This is a genomic window from Amycolatopsis sp. (assembly GCF_025464955.1).
Taxonomy (GTDB): domain Bacteria; phylum Actinomycetota; class Actinomycetes; order Mycobacteriales; family Pseudonocardiaceae; genus Amycolatopsis.
Window position 1 is genome coordinate 59762 of the sequence record NZ_JAODNM010000139.1, and the last position, 20900, is coordinate 80661.

14 protein-coding genes are annotated in these 20900 nt (G+C 66.9%); 12 read left to right on the forward strand and 2 right to left on the reverse strand.

All coding sequences use genetic code 11. The features are described from left to right. The first annotated feature begins 15 nt into the window (after nucleotides 1-15). The 5 genes from JWQ81_RS36200 (at nucleotide 16) to JWQ81_RS36220 (ending at nucleotide 9205) form a co-directional block, all read left to right on the forward strand. Nucleotides 16-2052: a bifunctional aldolase/short-chain dehydrogenase gene (locus tag JWQ81_RS36200; protein WP_297548764.1), complete on the forward strand. Its 2037-nt coding sequence runs from the start codon at nucleotides 16-18 to the stop codon at nucleotides 2050-2052. Further along, nucleotides 2052-2264 (forward strand): LuxR C-terminal-related transcriptional regulator, encoded by a 213-nt coding sequence (locus JWQ81_RS36205; RefSeq protein WP_297548766.1) that lies wholly within the window; start codon nucleotides 2052-2054, stop codon nucleotides 2262-2264. The genes JWQ81_RS36200 and JWQ81_RS36205 overlap by 1 nt, the downstream gene beginning before the upstream one ends. Before the next feature lie 8 nt (nucleotides 2265-2272). After that, nucleotides 2273-3679, forward strand: coding sequence for a rhamnulokinase family protein (locus JWQ81_RS36210; protein ID WP_297548769.1), 1407 nt, complete (start codon nucleotides 2273-2275; stop codon nucleotides 3677-3679). A gap of 362 nt (nucleotides 3680-4041) precedes the next feature. Then, nucleotides 4042-6720 (forward strand): discoidin domain-containing protein, encoded by a 2679-nt coding sequence (locus JWQ81_RS36215; RefSeq protein WP_297548771.1) that lies wholly within the window; start codon nucleotides 4042-4044, stop codon nucleotides 6718-6720. Between the two features lie 13 nt (nucleotides 6721-6733). Beyond that, nucleotides 6734-9205, forward strand: a complete 2472-nt coding sequence (locus JWQ81_RS36220; RefSeq protein ID WP_297548773.1) for an alpha-L-rhamnosidase C-terminal domain-containing protein — start codon at nucleotides 6734-6736, stop codon at nucleotides 9203-9205. 42 nt (nucleotides 9206-9247) lie between these two features. Here JWQ81_RS36220 and JWQ81_RS36225 read toward each other — a convergent pair whose 3' ends face one another. Beyond that, the gene (locus tag JWQ81_RS36225; RefSeq protein WP_297548775.1) at nucleotides 9248-10126 is read right to left on the reverse strand and encodes a LysR substrate-binding domain-containing protein; all 879 of its coding nucleotides are present in this window, start codon (nucleotides 10124-10126) and stop codon (nucleotides 9248-9250) included. A gap of 135 nt (nucleotides 10127-10261) precedes the next feature. On the opposite strand from JWQ81_RS36225, the gene JWQ81_RS36230 reads away from it, so the two are divergent. The 7 genes from JWQ81_RS36230 to JWQ81_RS36260 all read left to right on the forward strand — a co-directional run bounded on the left by JWQ81_RS36230 (nucleotide 10262) and on the right by JWQ81_RS36260 (nucleotide 20073). Next, nucleotides 10262-11290 carry a LacI family DNA-binding transcriptional regulator gene (locus JWQ81_RS36230; RefSeq protein WP_297548777.1) on the forward strand — a complete coding sequence of 343 codons (1029 nt, stop codon included), beginning with the start codon at nucleotides 10262-10264 and terminating at the stop codon, nucleotides 11288-11290. Nucleotides 11291-11534: 244 nt separating this feature from the next. Continuing rightward, nucleotides 11535-12893, forward strand: coding sequence for an extracellular solute-binding protein (locus JWQ81_RS36235; protein ID WP_297548779.1), 1359 nt, complete (start codon nucleotides 11535-11537; stop codon nucleotides 12891-12893). Between the two features lies 1 nt (nucleotide 12894). Then, nucleotides 12895-13851: a carbohydrate ABC transporter permease gene (locus JWQ81_RS36240; protein WP_297548781.1), complete on the forward strand. Its 957-nt coding sequence runs from the start codon at nucleotides 12895-12897 to the stop codon at nucleotides 13849-13851. Between the two features lie 12 nt (nucleotides 13852-13863). Beyond that, entirely contained in the window at nucleotides 13864-14751 is an 888-nt protein-coding gene (locus tag JWQ81_RS36245) for a carbohydrate ABC transporter permease (protein WP_297548783.1), read from the forward strand. Nucleotides 14752-14797: 46 nt separating this feature from the next. Further along, the gene (locus tag JWQ81_RS36250; protein WP_297548785.1) at nucleotides 14798-17728 is read left to right on the forward strand and encodes a CBM35 domain-containing protein; all 2931 of its coding nucleotides are present in this window, start codon (nucleotides 14798-14800) and stop codon (nucleotides 17726-17728) included. Between the two features lie 79 nt (nucleotides 17729-17807). Continuing rightward, the gene (locus tag JWQ81_RS36255; RefSeq protein ID WP_297548787.1) at nucleotides 17808-19451 is read left to right on the forward strand and encodes a glycoside hydrolase family 13 protein; all 1644 of its coding nucleotides are present in this window, start codon (nucleotides 17808-17810) and stop codon (nucleotides 19449-19451) included. 49 nt (nucleotides 19452-19500) lie between these two features. Then, complete coding sequence (locus JWQ81_RS36260) at nucleotides 19501-20073, forward strand: DUF3558 domain-containing protein (protein ID WP_297548789.1); 573 nt, start codon at nucleotides 19501-19503, stop codon at nucleotides 20071-20073. Here JWQ81_RS36260 and JWQ81_RS36265 read toward each other — a convergent pair. Continuing rightward, entirely contained in the window at nucleotides 20070-20573 is a 504-nt protein-coding gene (locus JWQ81_RS36265) for a DUF3592 domain-containing protein (RefSeq protein WP_297548791.1), read from the reverse strand. The genes JWQ81_RS36260 and JWQ81_RS36265 overlap by 4 nt on opposite strands. Between the last annotated feature and the right edge of the window lie 327 nt (nucleotides 20574-20900).

Below are 20900 nucleotides of genomic sequence, written 5' to 3' on the forward strand. Positions count from 1 at the left end.
AAAATGGGAGACTCCATGACGCACCCCGAGGCTGCCGCGCTGCTGACCCGGTCCCATCGGCTGGGCGCGGATCCTCGCAACACCAACTACGCCGGCGGCAACACCTCGGCCAAGGGCGCCGGGCGTGATCCGGTCACCGGGTCCGAAGTGGACCTGTTGTGGGTCAAGGGTTCCGGTGGAGACCTCGGTACGCTCACCGAGCCGGGACTTGCCGTCCTCCGGCTGGACAGGCTGCGCGCGCTGGCCGGGGTGTACCCCGGGATCGACCGGGAAGACGAGATGGTCGCCGCGTTCGACTACTGCCTGCACGGCAAGGGCGGTGCCGCGCCGTCGATCGACACCGCGATGCACGGCCTGCTCGAAGCATCCCATGTGGACCATCTGCACCCCGACTCCGGGATAGCGCTGGCCACGGCCGCGGAAGGGCCGGCGCTGACGAAGGAGTGCTTCGGCGACCGTGTGGTGTGGGTGCCGTGGCGGCGCCCCGGGTTCCAGCTGGGGCTGGACATCGCCGCGCTCGCCGCGGCGAACCCGCAGGCCATCGGCTGTGTCCTCGGTGGACATGGCATCACGGCCTGGGGTTCGACCAGCGAGGAGTGCGAGGCCCGGTCGCTGGAGATCATCCGGACCGCGGAGGCCTTCCTCGTCGAGCACGGCCGGCCTGAGCCGTTCGGCCCGGCGATGCTGGGTTACGCGGCGTTGCCTGCCGAAGAACGCCGTGCGCGGGCGGCTGAACTGTTCCCGCTGCTGCGTGGTCTCGCCTCCACGGACAAGCCGCAGGTCGGTCACTTCACCGACAGCGACGTCGTGCTCGACTTCCTCGCGTCGGCCGAGCATCAGCGGCTCGCGGCACTCGGCACGTCGTGCCCGGACCACTTCCTGCGGACCAAGGTCCGGCCGATGGTGCTGGACCTGCCGCCGTCGACGTCCAGTGAGGAATCGGTGGCGCGGCTGAAGGAACTCCACGCCGCCTACCGCGAGGACTACGCCCGCTACTACGACGACCACGCGACCGCGGTCACCCCGCCGATGCGCGGCGCCGACCCGGCGATCGTTCTCGTGCCAGGCGTCGGAATGTTCTCCTTTGGTGCCAACAAGCAGACCGCGCGGGTCGCGGGCGAGTTCTACGTCAACGCGATCAACGTCATGCGCGGCGCGGAGTCGGTCAGCACGTACGCGCCGATCGACGAGAGCGAGAAATTCCGCATCGAGTACTGGGCTCTCGAGGAAGCCAAGCTCGCGCGGATGCCGAAACCGAAGCCGCTCGCGACGCGGATCGCGTTCGTCACCGGTGCGGCGTCGGGGATCGGCAAGGCCGTCGCCCACCGGCTCGCCGCCGAAGGTGCGTGCGTGGTCATCGCGGACCTCGACGCGGACAAGGCGTCGGAGGCAGCGGCGGAAATCGGCGGACCCGACGTCGCGATCGGCCTCGCTGCGGACGTCACCGACGAACACCAGATTGCCGCCGCGCTGAAGGCGGCCGTGCTGGCGTTCGGCGGGGTCGACCTCGTGGTGAACAACGCGGGGTTGTCGATTTCGAAGCCACTGCTGGAAACCAGCGTCAAGGACTGGGACCTGCAGCACGACGTGATGGCCCGCGGTTCGTTCCTGGTGTCGCGTGAGGCCGCGCGCATCATGATCGCGCAGGGGCTCGGCGGCGACCTGGTCTACATCGCCAGCAAGAACGGCGTCTTCGCCGGGCCGAACAACATCGCGTACTCGGCGACGAAAGCGGACCAAGCACACCAGGTGCGCCTGCTCGCCGCCGAACTCGGCACGCACGGCATCCGCGTCAACGGGGTCAATCCCGACGGCGTGGTCCGGGGTTCCGGCATCTTCGCCGGCGGGTGGGGCGCGCAGCGTGCGGCCGTGTACGGCGTCGCGGAGGCCGACCTCGGAGAGTTCTACGCCCAGCGGACGTTGTTGAAGCGCGAGGTGCTGCCCGAGCACGTCGCCAACGCCGTCTTCGTCCTGACCGGCGGCGAGCTCAGCCATACCACCGGACTGCACGTCCCGGTGGACGCCGGGGTCGCCGCGGCGTTCCTCCGCTGATGTCCGGCGTGATGACCGCGCGCACCCTCACCGAGAAGGACCTCGTGCTGCTCAGACTGCTGGCCGACGGCCTGCCGGTGGAGGCTGTCGGCCGACGGCTCGAACTGTCCGACCGCACGGTCCGCCGCCGGGTCAGGTCGATCTGCGATCGGCTCGGCGTCACCGCGCCGATCCAAGCCGTGGTGTGGGCCGCTCGCCGCGGTCTGCTGTAGGGATAGGCATGGGAAACTACGCGGCTGTCGACCTGGGCGCGTCGAGCGGGCGGGTGATGGTCGGCGAGGTGGCGCCGGGATCGATGAAGCTCGACCAGGTCCATCGCTTCGCCAACGTGCCGGTGCGCGCGGCGGGCACGCTGCACTGGGACATCCTCGGGCTGTACCGGGGCGTTCTCGACGGGCTGCGTGCCGCCGGCGGCGGGCTCACCAGCGTCGGCATCGATTCGTGGGCCGTCGACTACGGCCTGCTCGACGGGTCGGGGGCGTTGCTGGGCAACCCTGTCCACTACCGTGACGGCCGGACGGGCGGTATCCCGGCTGAAGATCATTACGCGACAACGGGTCTGCAGCACCTCAGTTTCACGACGGTCTACCAGCTGGCTGCCGCCGCGGGTTCGCCGCAGCTGGAGGTGGCCGAAAAGCTCCTGCTGATCCCGGATCTGATCGCGTACTGGCTCACCGGCAGTGTCGGAGCCGAAGCCACGAACGCCTCCACGACCGGGCTGTTCGACGTCACCACGGGCACCTGGGCGTGGGAGCTGATCGAGAAGGCAGGTCTGCCCGCGCGGTTGTTCCCACCGATCCGACGTCCGGGGGACAGTCTCGGCGCGACGCTGCCGGACGTGCTGGACACGCCCGTGCCGGTGGTCGCCGTCGGTTCGCACGACACCGCCTCGGCTGTTGTCGGCGTGCCCGCACGTGACGAGCGGTTCGCGTACATCTCTTGCGGCACTTGGTCTTTGGTTGGGCTGGAGCTGGACGCGCCGATCCTGACCGAGGCGAGCCGGCTGGCGAACTTCACCAACGAAGGCGGCGTCGACGGCACGATCCGGTACCTGCGCAACGTGATGGGCCTCTGGCTGCTGCAGGAATCCCTGCGCACCTGGGAACTCGACGACGCCGCGTTGCCGGACCTCCTGCGGCAGGCGGCTGCGGAACCGGCGTTCGGCGCGATCGTCGACCCGGACGACGACGTCTTCCTGCCGCCGGGGGACATGCCCGCGCGGATCGCGGCGCTGTGCGGCCGGACCGGGCAACCGCAGCCGGCGAGCCGAGCCGCTGTTGTCCGCTGCATCCTCGACAGCTTGGCGCTCGCGTACCGCCGGACCTTGCGTCGCGCACAGGAGCTGTCCGGGCGCGAGGTCGACGTCGTGCACATCGTCGGCGGGGGCGCGCGGAATGCGTTGCTGTGCCAGCTGACCGCGGACGCGTGCGGTCTACCGGTCGAAGCGGGTCCGGTGGAGGCGGCGGCCTTGGGCAACGTGCTCGTCCAGGCGCGTGCCGCCGGCGACGTCGGCCCAGACCTCGCGTCCCTGCGCGCGCTCCTCCGCTCGACCCAACACATCGTCCGCTACACCCCACATCCAAACCCCGCTGCCTGGGCCTCCGCCGAACGCCGCCTCGCCCCCTAAAAGCGGTTCTTCCCCAGTCGTATGTGTGGGTCACGAGTGTGGAACTCAGCGCCCTGAGCGTGGAACTCGCGGGGTGTGAGCCGGTGCTGTCGGCGAGTCCCACCAGCACCGCAACTCGACGGCGAGTTGCGGCGGAACGGAGCACTCGACCATCCGCGGACACGCCACAAGGGCCGGTTTTGTGAATGGGGTGGCCACATCCGGACGGGAGGGCCGTTTTTCGTTGACACCGTAGGGGTTCACAGACCACAGTCGACCAGCTTTGTAACGTTTCATTCTCAGAGCTGGGAGTCCCCATGGGTCCGTTACGCCTCGGCAGCGTCGCCGTTTGCGTGTGTACCGCGCTCGCCCTCGTTGTTCCGATGACAGCCTCGGCGACGGACAGCCATCACCCAGGCGGCCAAGACAACTTCTCCCCGGCAAGCCGCACGGTCACTCCCGTCGCGGTGGCACGCACGACCGGTTCGGTACATGATCAAACCGCAGTGCTGCACGGTAAACCGACGACACTGACCGGCGTCGACGCGTCAGTGACACTGGACTTCGGCAAGGAGGTCGGCGGGCTGGTCAGCGTGCACTTCCCGAAGACGACCGCGGTGGCGGAGCAGCTCGGGCTGGCTTTTACGGAGTCCTCGTTGTACATCGGCCCGACGAGCGATGCCAGCAACGGCGGCGGCGGACCGGACGGCGCGTTGTCGGCCGACGTCACGCCCGGCGGGACCTGGACGATGCCCCAGAACAAGCTGCGCGGCGGTTTCCGCTACCTGACGTTGTTCGCGCAGTCGGGCGGCCCGATCGTCATCGACGGTGTCTCCGTCGCGATCACCTTCGCGCCGGGGATGACAGACCTCCGCGACTACGCGAACTACTTCTCCTCCAGTGATCCGCTGCTGAACCGGATCTGGTACGCCGGGGCATACACCGTGCAGACCAACACGATCGCGCCGGCAACGGGCCGGGTGTGGGGACCGCCGGGCTCGGGCTGGGACAACAGCGGCACGGTCGGAGTCGGCGACAGCGTGCTGGTGGACGGCGCGAAGCGCGACCGCACGGTGTGGCCGGGGGACCTCGGCGTGTCCGTGCCCACCGAGTTCGCCTCGCTCGGCGATGTCACGCCGACCCGCAACGCGTTGACAACGCTGTACCAGCACCAAAGCCCGTCCGGTGAGTTGCCGTTCGCGGGCCCACAGGTCAACTTCTACGGCTCGGACACCTACCACCTGTGGACCTTGATCGGTACCGCGAACTACTTCCAGTATTCGCACGATTCGGCCTGGCTCGCGAGCACCTGGTCGCAGTATCGCAAGGCGCTGGCGTTCTCGCTGGCCAAGGTGGGTGCGGACGGACTGATGACCGTGACCGGCATGGCGGATTGGGCCCGGAGCGACCAGGGCGGGGAGAACATCGAGGCGAACGCCCTGCTCTACCAGGCACTCACGACAGGTGCCCAGCTCGCTCAAACCCAGGGCGACACGACGTCGGCCACGGCGTGGCAACAGGCAGCTGCGGGCGTCAAAACCGGGGTCAACGCGCGGCTGTGGGACGACCAGGCCGGGCAGTACCGCGACAACCCGAGCAGCGCGCTGCATCCGCAGGACGGGAACGCGCTGGCCGTCTGGTTCGGTCTCGCCGACTCGGACGTCCGCGCGCAGCGAGTCAGCGCCTCGCTCACCCAGAACTGGAACTCCTTCGGCGCGACGACACCGGAGAAGAGCTCCGAGATCGGCACCTTCCCCGGCTCACTCGAGGTCCAGGCGCACTTCCAGGCGGGCGATCCGGCTCGCGCGCTCGACCTGATCCGCCGAGAATGGGGGTACATGCTGAATTCCCCGCTCGGCACCGGGAGCACGTTCTGGGAGGGCTACCTCGCGAACGGGCAGCCCGGCTACGGCGGCGCGTACATGAGTGCCGCCCACGGCTGGGCAACCGGACCGACCTCGGCGCTGACGTTCTACGTCCTCGGCATCCGGCCGCAGTCACTCACCGGCGGCTACCTCATCAAGCCGGAGCCGGGCGACCTCACGAGCACCGAGGGCTCGCTGAAGACGCCACTCGGAAGCATCAAACTGTCGTGGACACACGACGTCCGGCGCGGTGCGTTCACCGAAACGCTGGACGCCCCGAGCGGCGCGGTCGGCCAAGTCGCCGTCCCGGCGTTCGGTGGCAAGACTCGGGTCACGGTCAACGGCCGGACAGTCTGGAACGGCACCTCGGGATCCGGCTATGGTGCCCACGCTGAGAACGGATACGTTGTGCTGCAGGGAGTTCCAGGGCATGCGGTGATCGAAAGCCGTGCGGTCGGCGACGCCCAGGCATCGCTCGGGGTGGCCGTGACGTCGTCAAGCGGTCTGCCCGTGCGAGGCGGGGGCAAGGTGTCCATTCCGGTCACCGTGACGGCGCAGGGCGACCGCGCGTTCAGCGGGCAGGTCACGGCAGCGGTGCCCGCCGGATGGACAGCCACCCCGGCAACGTTCGCGCTGGATCCGCGCAAGGGCGCGACGAGTGCGGTTGTCACGGTCGGCATCCAGGCTCCGGCCGGCGTGTCCGGTGGTGTCCAGGACCTCGTGTTGACGGCGTCGAGCGGTGGGCTGAGTGCGGCTGCGAACGTGTCGCTGCCGGTGTTCGGCGACTGGCCACAAGGGACAGTCGCGAGTGGATCAAGTGAAGCGGCGCCCAACATCTTCGAAGGGCAGCCTCGGACCTACTATGCGTCGAATGCCCTCGACGGCAACCTCGGCACGTTCTGGAACGACGCCACGCCGGGTCAGTTCCCGGATACCCTGACCGTCACCATGCCCGCACCGGTTGCGGTGAACGGGCTGGGTTTCGCCTCGATCGTCGACGGCGTGCCCACCGATTTCACCCTGCAGACGCTCGACAACGGAACCTGGGTCACGCACGCCACGATCACCGGGAACGCGGCGCTGTCGCGGTGGATCCCGTTCGACCACTCGGTGACCACGGCAGAAGTGCGGATCGTGGTCACCGCTTCCCAGACCGAGAATGGCAACTACACCCGCGTTTCCGAACTCACCCCGTGACGATTGGAGTTTGATGTCGTTTCCGCGCCGAGGGCCCCTGCTCGCGGGGGTGGCCGCCGCGATGGTGGCGGTGGTGACCCTCGCCCTCGCCATGCCCGCGTCCGCTTCGCCTGAAGTCCGGCTTTCCCCAGATTGGCAACGGTATGTCGCGGCTCCACCAACCCGTGACGTCTCGCCGGTGCGCGTGCTGTCCTCGACGGGATCGGTGACGGACCCGCAGGGGCTGTTGCACGGGCGCAGTACCCGCCTGAGCAGGTCTGCTCCGGTGCCGAAACCGGTCTGGCCCGCTGGAACCACCGCTGCGGCGTCCTCGTTCCACGACCCGAACACCGACAACGGCCAGCCACGGACCTATGTCCCCGGCAACGCCATCGACGGTAACCCGTCGACGTTCTGGAACGACGCCAACCCGGATACCTATCCCGCGGTGCTGACGCTCACCTCGCCACAGTCGGTGACCTTGCTGGGCATCACCGTACTGTCCAACTCGGACGGCGTTCCGCAGGACTTCACAGTGGACGCCTGGGACGGAAGCCAGTGGCAGCAAGTCGGTTCGGTCACGGGGAACACCGCGATCCAGCGGTCGGTTCCGTTCGCCGCACCGGTGATGGCCACGCAGGTCCGGATCACCGTCACGAAGAACCAGGCCACCGGCAAGGGGAACTACACGAGGGTGAGCGAGGTCTATCCCGGCCTGGTCGTCGACGATCCCGCGCCGAGTGTCACTCTCGACTTCGGTCAGGTCGTCGTCGGTTACCCGAAGGTCGACTTCGCCGGATCATCCGCGGACGGCACCGGGGTCCGACTGGCGTTCTCGGAATCCACCCAGTACCTGTCAGACGTCTCGGACTACACGCGGTCCGGGGTCGGCACCGACCACTACGCCGTGCCGGCCAAGGGTGCCAAGTGGACGGACACCAAAGGCTGCCAGTTCGGGACCAAGGTGTGCGCGGACGGATTGCACGGCTTCAGGTACCTCAAGATCAGCCTCGACGCGCTGCCGAGTGATGCTCCTGCCTCGAGTCCGTACGGCACAGTGGACTTGCGCCGCGTGAGCTTGGACTTCACCCCTTTCCTCGGCACGCCGAACAGCTTCACGGGCTCTTTCCTGTCCTCGGACGACAAGCTCAACCAGTATTGGTACAACGCGTCCTACACCAACGAACTGGTCACCGACACCTTCCGCGCCACCGACGTCGACCCGCGCGACTCGGCCAGCCCGACCCTGGAGGGCAAGCTCGTCCTGCAGGACGGCGCGAAGCGCGACCGCGATCCGTACGTCGGCGACATCGCGGTGTCCGGGCGCACGGCCTATCTGACCCACAACGTGCCGTCGGCCGCGTCCAACGTGCTCGCGGATCTTGCCGATCATCAGCGGGCCGACGGCTACATACCGCCGGCGTCGATCTTCAACTACACGCTGAACCTGTTCGAATATCCCCTGTACTGGGTCACTTCGAGCTGGGACTACATGCTGTACAACGGTGGAAACGACTACGGGACGAAGTACTACCCGAACCTCGTCAAGCTGATGGACAGCTGGTATCCCTCGGTCACGGACGCGAAAGGCTTGCTGTCCAAGGGATTGAACAACACCGGCGGTTACGGCGACTACGGCTTTCTGCCACGCACCGGCGAAGTCACCTACTACAACGTGCTGTACGTCCAGGCGTTGCAGGACGCCGCGAAGATGGCGTCGACACTGGGACACCAGGCTGACGCTGATCGGTGGACACAGCGTGCCAAGACCGTCGGCGACGCCGTCAACGCGAACCTGTGGGACCCGTCGGTCGGGGCCTACCTCGACTCGGCGACCGGCCCCGCGAGGCACGCGCAGGACGGCAACAGCATCGCGGTGACGTCCGGGGTCGCGCAGGGCGCGCGGGCGACGTCGGCGCTGAACTATCTCACCACGTCGACTCGCCAGCCCTACGGAAACTCGTTTATGGACAACGACAACACGGGGATCTCCGACGGCACGACGCGGGTGTACGCGTTCACGTCGTATCCGGAACTCGAAGCGCGGTTCCAGAGTGGACAGACGGACTCCGCGATCGACGAGATCAACCGGCTCTACGGCTGGATGGGCTCCCATGATCCGGGCAAGACTGACTGGGAGGGTGTCGGCGCGGGCGGTTCGCTGTACGAACAGGGCTTCACCAGCGCCGCGCACGGCTGGTCCACCGGCGTACTTCCCGCGCTGACCAACGAGGTCCTCGGTGTGCAGCCGACCGGTCCAGGGTTCTCGACGTGGACGCTCACGCCGCATCCGGGCAGTGTCCAGTGGGCACAGGGTGCGGTGCCGACCCCGCACGGGCCGATCCAGGTGAGCTGGAACCGCGAGCAGGGTTCGTCGTTCCGACTGACGGTGACTGTTCCACGCGGGACGTCGGCCCGGCTGCAGCTGCCGTTCGGCCCGTCACAGTCGCGTGTGGACAGAGTGCTCTCGCCGGGTACGTACGTCCTGACCCAGCGTGGCTCGTGAGTGTTGCGGCCGGTACTAAGCGGCCGCAACACTCACGAGTCCCTAGGCTGCAGCGCTGCGGGCGTGGACGAGGAATGCCCTGGCCGCGGGGCTGGGCGGGCCGTCTGTGCGCCAGGCCAGCACGAGGCGTCCGGTCATCGTCGGGGTGATCTCGATGGACACGAGGTCCGACTGGTGAGCCTCGATGGCTGACCGCGGCAGGATCGCGACGCCGAACCCGCGCTTCGCGAGTCGCATGAGGACGTCGGGTTCGCTGGCCTCGAAGGCGATCTCGAGGTCCAGCCCCGCCACGGCCGAAGCGTCGTCGACACACGCGCGGATTCCCGAACCGCGGCACAGGGTGATCAGCGGGCGATCCTTGAGGGCGTCGAGCGTGACGGACTTGTTCGAGGCCAGGTCGTCGTCGCGGAGTACAGCGGCGACGATGGGCTCCTCCCACAGCGCCAATGTCGAGATCCCCGGCGGGTCGACGGCGCTCAGCCCCACGTAAGCCGCGTCCAGCCGGCCGCCGCGCAGGCCCTCGACCAGCTTGTCCGTGTTGCCCTCGGACAGCGTGATGGTGACGCCGGGGTGCGCGTCATGGAACCCGGCGAGCACCCCGGGGACGTTGAGGATGCCCGGCGAACCCACCATGCCGACGGCGACGTGTCCGCGCATCAACCCTGTGAGCTCGTCGACTACGTCGCGCACCCCGGAGACGGCGGCGAGTGCTGCCCGGGCATAGGGGAGCACGGCGGCGCCGACCTCGGTGAGCCGCACTGTGCGTCCGGACCGGTCGAGCAACTCCTGGCCCAGCTCACGTTCGAGCTGGCGGATCTGTGCGCTGACCCCCGGCTGCGCGACATGCAGCTTTTCAGCGGCTCTGGTGAAGTTGGCCTCCTCGGTGACGGTTACGAAGTACTCCAGCTGCCTCAACTCCATAACCGCAGATGCTAGCTCCGTCCACCTCCATCCGCCGTGCTTCTGGTCAGGAAACTTGGGCAACCCTGACGGAGAAAGTCAACAAATTGCATGGATGTGGCGAGATCTTGCGCAGTATTCTGATACCTTGAGCGTGTGGCGAACAAGAGACTGACGAAGGTGGCCGAGCTCGCGGGTGTCAGCGAGTCGACGGTGAGCCGGGTGCTCAACGGCAGTCCCGAGGTGGCCCCGAAGACGCGGGACGCCGTGCTGGCCGCGCTGGGTATCTGCGGCTTCGAGCTGCCCGAGCAGCTGCGGGAGGCACGCGCGCCACTGGTCGGGCTTGTGGTGCCCGACCTGCTGAATCCCGTGTTCCCGGCGTTCGTCGAGGCGATCTCGGGCCTACTGAACAAGCGCGGGCTCATTCCGGTGCTGTGCACGAGGAGCACCGACGGGGTCTCCGAGGCGCACCACATCGGCATGCTGCTGGAGCAGAACATCGGCGGCATCATCTTCGGCGGCATCATCTTCGTCGGCGCCAGCTACGCCGACGCCGGCCCGGAGCAGGGGCAGGTCCTGCGTGACCGGAAGGTGCCGGTGGTGCTGCTCAACGCCGCCGACGAGAACTCGACGTCGGCCCGGGTCTCGGTCGACGACCAGGCCTCGGCCGAGCAGGCGCTGACGTACCTCGCGGCGCTCGGACACGAGCGGATCGGAATGATCCTCGGCCCGGTCGGGCACGTCCCGTCGGTGCGTAAACTCGCCGGGTTCGCGGCTTTCTGCCGACGTCAGGGCATCGCAGCCGACGACTGGCGCCAACTCGTCGCGTACGCCCAGTTCTCCATGGAAGGCGGGGCGATGGCGCTTCCCGGACTGCTGGCGCAGGGTGTCACCGCTGTCGTCTGCGCGAGCGACGCGCTTGCGCTCGGCGCGATCAGGGCGGCGCGCCGTCAGGGCCTGAGCGTGCCGGAGGACCTGTCCGCGGTGGGTTTCGACGACTCGCTGTACATGGTCGCGACAGATCCGCCGCTGACGACGGCCCGCCAGCCGATCGAGGCGATGGCGGCCGCCGCGGTCTCGGCGCTGGCCACCCAGATGGACGGGCACGCGCTGGTCAACGAGCTGATGATGTTCGACACGCAGCTCATCGTGCGCGGCTCGACCGCACCGCGCCTGACGCGCTGACACCGAATACCGAAGCGGGGGGCAGGCCTGGAGCCTGCCCCCCGCTTTCGTGTCTGGGTCTGGGCAAAAGTCCTGTTCTTGCATGAAATCATTGACATCTTTCTGTGCTGACCTTACCGTCGTCTGTCACCAGAGCAAGCGAGCTCTCACCGGCTCCGCAAGTCACGCACCCTTCGCAGACCCTTGCCGCCGCTTCGAGGCGTGATCGCGTCTGCCGTGGTTCTCCAGGAAGGCAGGGCAAGTCATGGATGTCTCACTCAATCGGCGCCGGTTCCTAGGCCTGGGTCTCACCGCGGCGGTGGCGGTCGGTGTCACCGCGTGCAGCAGTTCGACGTCGTCGGGAGTGGATGCCGACGGCGTGGTCACCATCAGCGTCAACGGACTCCCGCCCGCCACACAGACGGTGGACCGCAAGAACTTCGAAGACGACATCAGAGCGTTCGAGGCCGGCCATCCCAAGATCAAGATTGACGCCCGCGAAGGGTTGATGGACCCGCAGACGTTCTCGGCCAAGCTTGCCGGAGGGCAGCTCGAGGACGTCTTCTACGTCTATTTCACCGATCCGGCATCGCTGATCCAGCGACATCAGGCGGCCGATATCAGCCAGTACCTCAAGGACGTGCCGTACGTAGGCGACATCCGGAAACCGCTGCAGGACGTATTCCGCGGTCCCGACGGGAAGGTGTACGGCCTGCCGACCGGAAACTACTCGCTCGGCCTGGTCTACAACCGCGCGCTGTTCACCAAAGCCGGGCTCGACCCGGACAAGCCGCCGACCACCTGGGCTGAGGTACGGGACGCGGCGAAGCGGATATCCGCGCTGGGCAACGGAATCGTCGGATACGCCGACTACAGCAAGAACGGCCAGGGAGGCTGGCATCTCACGTCGTGGATCTACTCGATGGGCGGTGACGTCGCGACGCGCCAAGGCAGCACGTGGAAGGCCGCGTTCACCGGCAACGCCGGCCGCCAGGCCCTGCAAGTACTGCACGACATGCGTTTCACCGATCAGAGCATGGGCACCCGGCAGCTGCTGGAGATCGCCGACGTCCAGCAGCTGATGGGCGCGGGCACGCTCGGTATGTACATGGCCGGCCCGGACAACATCCCCACCATCGTCAAGCAGTACGAGCGCAAGTACGACGACTACGGCCTCGCGGCCCTGCCCGGTAGCGCGACTCTCGGCGGCGGCGACGGGTTCATGTTCAACACCAAGAACTCCCCGGCGAAGATCAAAGCCGGGCTTACCTGGGTGCAGTGGAAGTACCTCGACCCCGATCGTGAAGAGGCCATCACGAAAAAGTCGGCCGGCGGCGACATCCCGATCGGGCTTCCTCAGCCGAACTTGTGGCAGGGCATCGCGCAGGCGAAGGTCGACGCGGTCCACAAGCAGTATTCCAACGTGCCGCAGAAGAACTACCAGCCGTTCGTCGACCGCAGTGGCGCCGTCACGGTCAAGGTCGAGCCGCCGAACGCGCAGCAGATCTACACCGTGCTCGACGGCGTGATGCAGGCGGTGCTCACCAAGCCCGACGCCGACTTCGGTCAGTTGTTGTCGGACGCGGAGAAGAAGGTCAACACCGTTCTCGAGACGGTCAAGTGAGATGACGGCCCGGCAGCTGACCCGCGAGCAGGCGATCTCGGAGGTGAAAGTTCCCACTGTGGCAGTGAAAACCAGCCGTCGGCGGGGAAGATTCCTCCGGAGTCTGCGTGAGAACCTAGTCGCCTATCTGTTCCTGGCGGCAGGAGTGCTCTGTTTCGCGCTCTTTTCGTGGTACCCCATTGTTCGGGGACTGCTGCTGTCCTTCCAGCAGGTCAATTTCACCGAAGCCGCCGACTGGGTCGGGCTTGACAACTTCCGCCGGCTGTTCGCCGACCCGCTGTTCGCCACCGCCTGGCGCAACACCGCATGGTTCACCTTGCTGGCGCTGGTTTTCGGCTTCGCGGCGCCGTTCCTCGTCGCGACCGTGTTGAACGAACTGCGCCACGGAAAGGCATACCTGCGCATGACGGTCTACCTGCCCGTGATGCTGCCGCCAGTGGTCACCATGTTGCTGTGGCGCTGGTTTTACGACCCGGGACCAGGCCTGTTCAACAACGTGCTGCGCGTTTTCCGCCTCCCGGCCCAGCAGTGGCTGGAGTCGGAGAACCTGGCGATGATCTCGTTGGTGCTCGTCTCCACCTGGGCCAACATGGGCACCACGACGTTGATCTACCTCGCGGCGATGTCCGGCATCCCCGGCGAGCTCTACGAAGCCGCCGAACTCGACGGCGCGTCTGTCCGGCAGCGGTTCTGGCACGTGACCATCCCGCAGCTGCGGTTCATCCTGATGATCACGCTGCTGCTGCAGATCGTCGGCACCATGCAGGTCTTCATCGAACCGTACGTGCTGACCGGTGGCGGTCCCGAGGACGCCACCGTCACCGTTCTGCTCCTGTTGTACCGCTATGCCTTCGTCTATAACGACTTCGGCCTCGCCAGTGCGATGAGCACGGTGCTCTTCTTGGTGCTGGGCATCTTCGTCGGGGTCTACTTGCGACTGACCAGGACCAAGGGCTGAAAGGGGATCGCCATGGCTGCCGAGACTTCCACCCGGACCCTGATCGCACCCAGCGAGATGAACCGTCGTGTCGGTCGACGCCTTTACCGGGTCGTTCTGACGCTGACCCTGGTCGGTTTCACGATCGCTTTCATTTTCCCGCTTTACTGGATGGTTTCGGGCGCGTTCAAGTCATCCTCAGAGCTTGCCCGGCCGACACCCACCCTGGTTCCGCGGTCGCTGCACCTGGAGACGTATTCCCAAGCCCTCTCCAGCGCGGGGTTGGGGCACTACTTCCTGAACACATTGCTGCTGGTCGTCGGGGCGTGGCTGTTCCAGCTGGTGATCGACGTCTCGGCCGCGTACGCGCTTTCTAAACTGAGGCCGAGGTTCGGCAACGTCGTGCTCGGCATGATGCTGGCCACCTTGCTACTCCCGGTGTCGGCGCTGCTGGTGCCGACCTATCTGACCGTGGTCGACGTCCCGATCTTCCACCTCAATCTGATCAACACCCCGTTCGCGATCTGGTTGCCGAGCGCGGCGAACGCGTTCAACATCTTCATCCTGAAACGGTTCTTCGACCAGATTCCCGGCGAGCTGCTGGACTCGGCGAAGATCGACGGTGCCGGAACCTTGCGGGTACTGGTTTCGGTGGTATTGCCGCTGTCACGTCCCGTGCTCGCCGTGGTGTCCATCTTCGCGGTTGTCGGGGTCTGGAAGGACTTCCTGTGGCCGCTGCTCGTGCTGCCGGACCCCTCGAACCAACCGATCACCGTGGCGCTCAACAGGCTCGCGAACGACATGCCCGCAAACCAGTTGCTCGCGGGGATGGTCATCGCCAGTATCCCGCTGCTCGTGGTGTTCCTGATCTTCCAGCGGCATATCATCGCCGGTCTCACCGCCGGCAGTCTCAAAGGCTGAGCCTCCTTTCGTCCCCTCCCCACCCCAGTAGGAAGGACACACCGCCGTGTCTTCGAGAATTCGATTACTCGCCTTACCTGTGGTACTGGCCCTCATCTGTTCGGTCCTGCTCGGACAGTCCGCGCATGCCGCTTCCGGACCGCTGGAAGCCGAATCGGCCACCCTGTCCGGCGGTGCCGTCGTTGCGACCGACCACAGTGGATTCACCGGCACCGGTTTTGTCGGCGGCTACACCGACGCGAACAAGGGCACTGCGTCGACGAAGTTCGCCGTGCAGGCGGACTCGGCGGGGGCGGGCTCGGTCAAGATCCGGTACGCGAATGGCACGACAGCCACGATGACGTTGAGTCTCTACGTCAACGGAACCAAGGTCCGCCAGGTAAGTCTGGCCGCGACGGCCACCTGGGACACCTGGAGCACTGACGATGAATCGGTGACTTTCGCCAAGGGCGTCAACACCGTCGCGTTGACCTTCGACAGCGGCGACAGCGGCAACGTCAATCTCGACAGCCTGGCCACCACCAGCGGGTCCACCACTCCGCCCGCAACCACGGGCACACTGGAAGCCGAGTCGGCTGCCCTGTCGGGTGGCGCGGTCGTCGCGTCTGACCATAGTGGATTCACCGGCACCGGTTTTGTCAGCGGCTACACGGATTCGAACAAGGGCACTGCGTCGACGAAGTTCGCCGTGCAGTCCGCTTTCGACGGTCCTGGGTCCGTCTCGATCCGGTACTCCAACGGCACCGGCGTGCCGATGACACTGAGTCTCTACGTCAACGGCTCGAAGTCGGTCCAGCTCACGCTGGCAGGCACGGCGAACTGGGACACCTGGGCCACCCACGACGAGTCGGTGACTTTCGCCAAGGGCGCGGATACCGTCGCGCTGAACTTCGACAGCTCGGACAGCGGCAATGTCAACCTCGACAGCATCGTACCGACGACACCTACCTCGGAGGCTCCGCCTGACAACCCTCCCGGCAACCTCACCCACCAGGCCGAGACCGCGTTCTTCTCAGGCGGCCCTGGTGTTTCGACGTCTGTTCCGGGCTATGCGGGCAGTGGCTACCTCACTGGGTTCACCGGCACGGGCTCCCGGGCCGTCTTCTCGGTCGACACACCGTCCGCCGCCACCTACCCGCTTGCCGTCCAGTACCGGACCGCGGACGCCGGTGCGGCCACGATCACATTGTCCTCCAACGGAGACACGATTCGGCAGCTGACGCTGCCCGGCACGGCCGGCGCCTGGGCGTCGGCGTCCACCACCGTTCCGCTGCGCGCTGACCTCAACACGCTCACCCTGCGGACCGAGTCCGGCGACAACGGCAAGCTTGACCTCGACGGCATAGCCGTCACCAGCTCGACCCCGAACGCCACCCGCGGCGCGACCGTTCCCTACACCACTTACGAGATGGAGAACGGCACCACCAACGCGACGGTCATCGGACCGGACCGCACGTTCCTCACCATGGCGTCCGAGGCGTCCGGCCGTAAAGCCGTCACCCTGAGCCAGACCGGTCAGTATGTACAATTCACGCTGACCAAGCCCGCCAACGCGCTGACCTTGCGATACTCCATTCAGGACAGTTCCGACGGGAGCGGGATCACCGCCCCGCTGGGTCTGTACGCGAACGGAAATCACGTCCAAGATCTCTCGCTGACCTCGAAGTACAGCTGGGTCTACGGCGCCTATCCGTATACCGGAGCCCCGTCCGCAGGTTCCCCGCACCACTTCTTCGACGACACGCATGTGCTCATCGGCAATCTCCCGGCCGGCACGGTACTGAAGTTCCAAAAGGACGCGACCGACACTGCCGCGTCGTACACGCTCGACCTCGCCGAGACCGAAACCGTGGCGCCCGACCAGGTCATGCCGTCGAGCGGGTTCGTCTCCGCCACCACCCTCGGGGTCACCCCGAACGATGGCAGCGATGACACCGCCGCGCTCAACTCCGCGGTGTCGACGGTCAAGTCGCAGGGGAAGGGCCTGTGGCTGCCCGCCGGGACGTACAACATCTCCGCCCACGTGAATCTTTCCGGCATCGCACTACGTGGTGCGGGGGAGTGGTCGACCGTCCTGAAGGGACTCAACGGCAAGGGTGGCCTGCTCGGCGTCGGCGGAACGAACTCGATCCAGGACCTGACCGTCTCCGGTGACGTCACCTACCGCGACGATCAGAACTTCGACACCGGCATCGAAGGGAACTTCGGTAACGGCAGCACCATCCAGGACGTCTGGATCGAACACACCAAGACCGGGTTGTGGATCGACGCGCCGACCAACGGGCTGTTCGTCAGCGGCCTGCGCATCCGCGACACCATGGCTGACGGAGTCAACCTGCACAAAGGCACGGTCGACGTCCAGGTGTCCGACAGCAGCGTCCGGAACACCGGCGACGACGCGCTGGCGATGTACTCGGAAGCCGGGGTGGCCAACGTGGGTGATGCCTTCCGCTTCGACACCGTCCAACTGCCGCTGCTCGCCAACGCGGCGGCGATCTACGGCGGCACGGCCAACAAGATCGAGGACAACCTCCTGTCCGACACGGTCGACGCGTCAGCGGGGATCGCGATCAGTACCCGCAACTTCGGCTCGACCGAAGCGCCGTTCAGCGGAACGACGTCGGTCCAGCGCAACACCCTGGAGCGCACGGGCGGCTTCGAACCCAACTGGAAGACCAACTTCGGCGCGCTGTGGATCTACGCCGACACCTCCGACATCACCGCCCCGGTACTGGTCAAGGACGTCGACATCCTCGATAGCACGTTCAGCGGGGTCTTGGTCTCGTTCCAGAAGACGGTCACCAACCTGAGCCTCCAGAACGTCAAAATCGCGAACACGGGGTCCTACGGGATCGAGATCAACTCGGCGGGCTCGGGTTCGTTCTCGGGCGTCGCTGTCGGCGGCACGACGTCCGGTGGTCTGAACCTCGCCGGTGGTTTCAGCGTGATCCGGGGTACCGGCAACAGCGGCTGGTAACGGATTCCGTCCTGGGCGCCGGTCCTTCGGGGCCGGTGCCCGCACCTTCCAGCCCTCAGCAAACACAGAGGAGCACACGATGATCACCACCGTCGCCCCGACCAAGACCGCCTGGTGGCGCCACGCCGCGATCTACCAGATCTACGTGCGCAGCTTCGCCGACGGCAACGGCGACGGTATGGGCGACCTCGCCGGGGTACGCGACCGGCTCCCGTACCTGCGCGACCTCGGCGTCGACGCGCTGTGGTTCAACCCCTGGTACGCCTCGCCGATGGCCGACGGCGGTTACGACGTCGCCGACTACCGGGCCATCGACCCGGTGTTCGGGGACCTCGCCGAGGCCGAACAGTTGATCGCCGAGGCACACGCGCACGGCTTGCGCGTGCTCGTCGACCTCGTCCCGAACCACTGCTCCGACCAGCACGCCTGGTTCCAGGAAGCGCTCGCGGCCGGGCCGGGATCACCCGCGCGCGAACGGTTCTGGTTCGTCCCCGGCCGCGGCGCCCATGGCGAGCTGCCGCCGAACGACTGGCAGTCCTACTTCGGCGGCGGCGCCTGGACGCGGATCACTGAAGCTGACGGCATCCCCGGGCCGTGGTACCTGCACATGTTCTCGCCGCAGCAACCGGACCTGAACTGGGAGCACGCCGACGTCCGCGCGGAGTTCGAGGAAGTCCTGCACTTCTGGCTGCGGCGAGGGATCGACGGCTTCCGGATCGACGTCGCGCACGGCCTGGCGAAGAAAGCGGGCTTACCCGACGTCGGGCCGACACCCGACGTCACCGACCTGCCGTATCAGGACCGTCCCGAGGTGCACGACGTCTACCGGAGCTGGCGCCGGCTGCTCGGCACCTACGACGACGACCGTATCTTCGTCGGCGAGGTGTGGCTGCCGACGCCCGAACAGTTCGCCCGTTACCTGCGTCCGGACGAGCTGCACTCCGCGTTCAACTTCGATTTCCTTTGCAGCGCTTGGGATGCCGCCGCGCTGCGCGGGGTCGTCAACGCCACGCTCGCCGCGCACGAGCCGATCGGCGCGCCGCCGACCTGGGTACTGTCCAATCACGACACCATCCGGCACGTCACGCGCTACGGACGTGAGGACACGTCGTTCGACATGGGCGACAAACGCCTCGGCGATCCGAGCGATCCGGTCCTGGGACGTCGCCGGGCACGCGCCGCGGCGCTGCTGACGCTGGCCCTGCCCGGCGGCGTCTACATCTACCAGGGCGACGAACTGGGGCTGGCCGAGGTCCAGGACCTGCCCGACGGAGTACTCCAGGACCCGACGTTCGTGCGCTCGCAGGGCGTCGACCGGGGCCGGGACGGGTGCCGGATCCCGCTGCCGTGGTCGTCGGACTCGCCGTCGCTGGGCTATTCGCCGGCGGGTGCTGAGGTCGAACCGTGGCTTCCGCAGCCCGCGGAGTGGGCGTCGCTCAGCGTCGAAGCGCAGCTTGGCGACTCAGGCTCTGTTCTTGAGCTCTACCGGGCGGGTCTTGAGCTGCGGCGTCGGGAGCTGATCGACCTGCCGGAGGCGTTGACCTGGGTAGACGCGGGTGTGAGCACCCTTTGCTTCGACAGGCACGGGGGCTTCCGCTGCCTGGTGAACTTCGGCTCGACCGCTGTCGAACTGCCCGAAGGCGCGACGGTCCTGCTCAGCAGCGGCCCGCTGAACGGCCGGACGCTGCCCACCGATACTTGCGTCTGGCTTCACCTCGAGTAGCGGATTCTGTCTACTGTGTTGGTAGGCGTCGTCGGCGGAGGGAAATGGCGTGCGGGCAGGGGCGTTGGTGGTCGCCGGTTTCGTCGGTTGCGGGCTGATGGCCGTCGCCGGGTGTTCGTCGACGCCGACGCCGGCGCCACCCGCGCGGTTGTCACCGCCGATCGGGGACATCACGGTCGACCTGTCGAAGTCGGTCGACGCGCCGTGCGGTTTGGTGGGTCCCGACCAGCTCGGGCAGTTGTCGATCACCGCGCCGGGCAGGCTGAACCACACGTCGACGGGCCTGGCCTGCACCTGGGTGCCCGACGGCGTCACGTCGCCGTCGTACCAGGCTTCGGTGGATATGACGTCCGGCGGGGTGGAGGCGTTGTACCACCGGCGTTCGCAGTTCACCGTGTTCGAGCCGACGGCGATCCACGGGTATCCGTCGGTGCACCTTGGCAACGACGTCACAGCTGAACAGCACGGCCATTGCACGGTCGAAACCGGCGTCGCGGACCCGACGCTGCTGATCGTCTCCGTCGTCATCGCGCCCGGAACCGCTGACTACGACGACCCGTGCTCCGACGCCGACCGCTTCGCCGGATACATAATCGGCTACCAGGGCGCGCGTTCTCCCTAGCCGAGCTGCCGCTTCACCCGCCGGTACCAGAGGAGAACGGCGGTCCCGGTGAGCAGCATGACCACCGACGCCACCAGCGCGAACACGTCCAGCGCAGTCCGGACGGTGGTGTTCCAGAAGCCGATGCTCGACGGAAGGGCGACGAGCCCGGTGTCCTGGGGGTCGTACACAACGGCGACGGTTTGGCCTTTCGCGACGTCGCTCGTCACGTAGGCCAGCTGAGCCTCGACGGCCCGCCCGCCGGACGCCGCGAATCGCACCCGGCAGTGGGAGTTGGCCGACAGGGAGCCGTCATCGTTGCTACCCACCGACACGCACTCCGTGACCACGGCCTGCACGTGGACGCCGCGCTCGTTGAGCACCGATTCCACGTGTGTGTCATGCGGGATGAGGTAGGCCACCGTGAGGACGAACAGCACCAGCCCACACCCGAGCATCACGATGGACGCCTGCCGCAGGCGGCGGTGGTAACCGCGCACGAACTTCGGTACCGCGTCCATGTCCCCCCCGTTTTTTGCACCCGGCGCGTGAAGCATCTTTGCAGTCGGGGCCGCTGGTAGTGGATCGGGGAGCGCTGGTCCGGTCCAGGGCCGCGAGGACCGGGGCGGGCTGGGGTTCGGCGTGCGGATTCGAGGGCCGGTGCCCGCAGCTGCTCGGCACGATTACGTTAGGCCGCCGCGGTCTCGTGCCTGGTGCATCAGTGAGTGACACCCGCGATATGCAGTTGGACGTGAAGGCCACCTTCAGGACGTAATGCGCCGTGAAGGTGGCCTTCACGTCCAATCCGTGATCACGTACAGCGATAATGCGGATCACCTGAAAGGGTA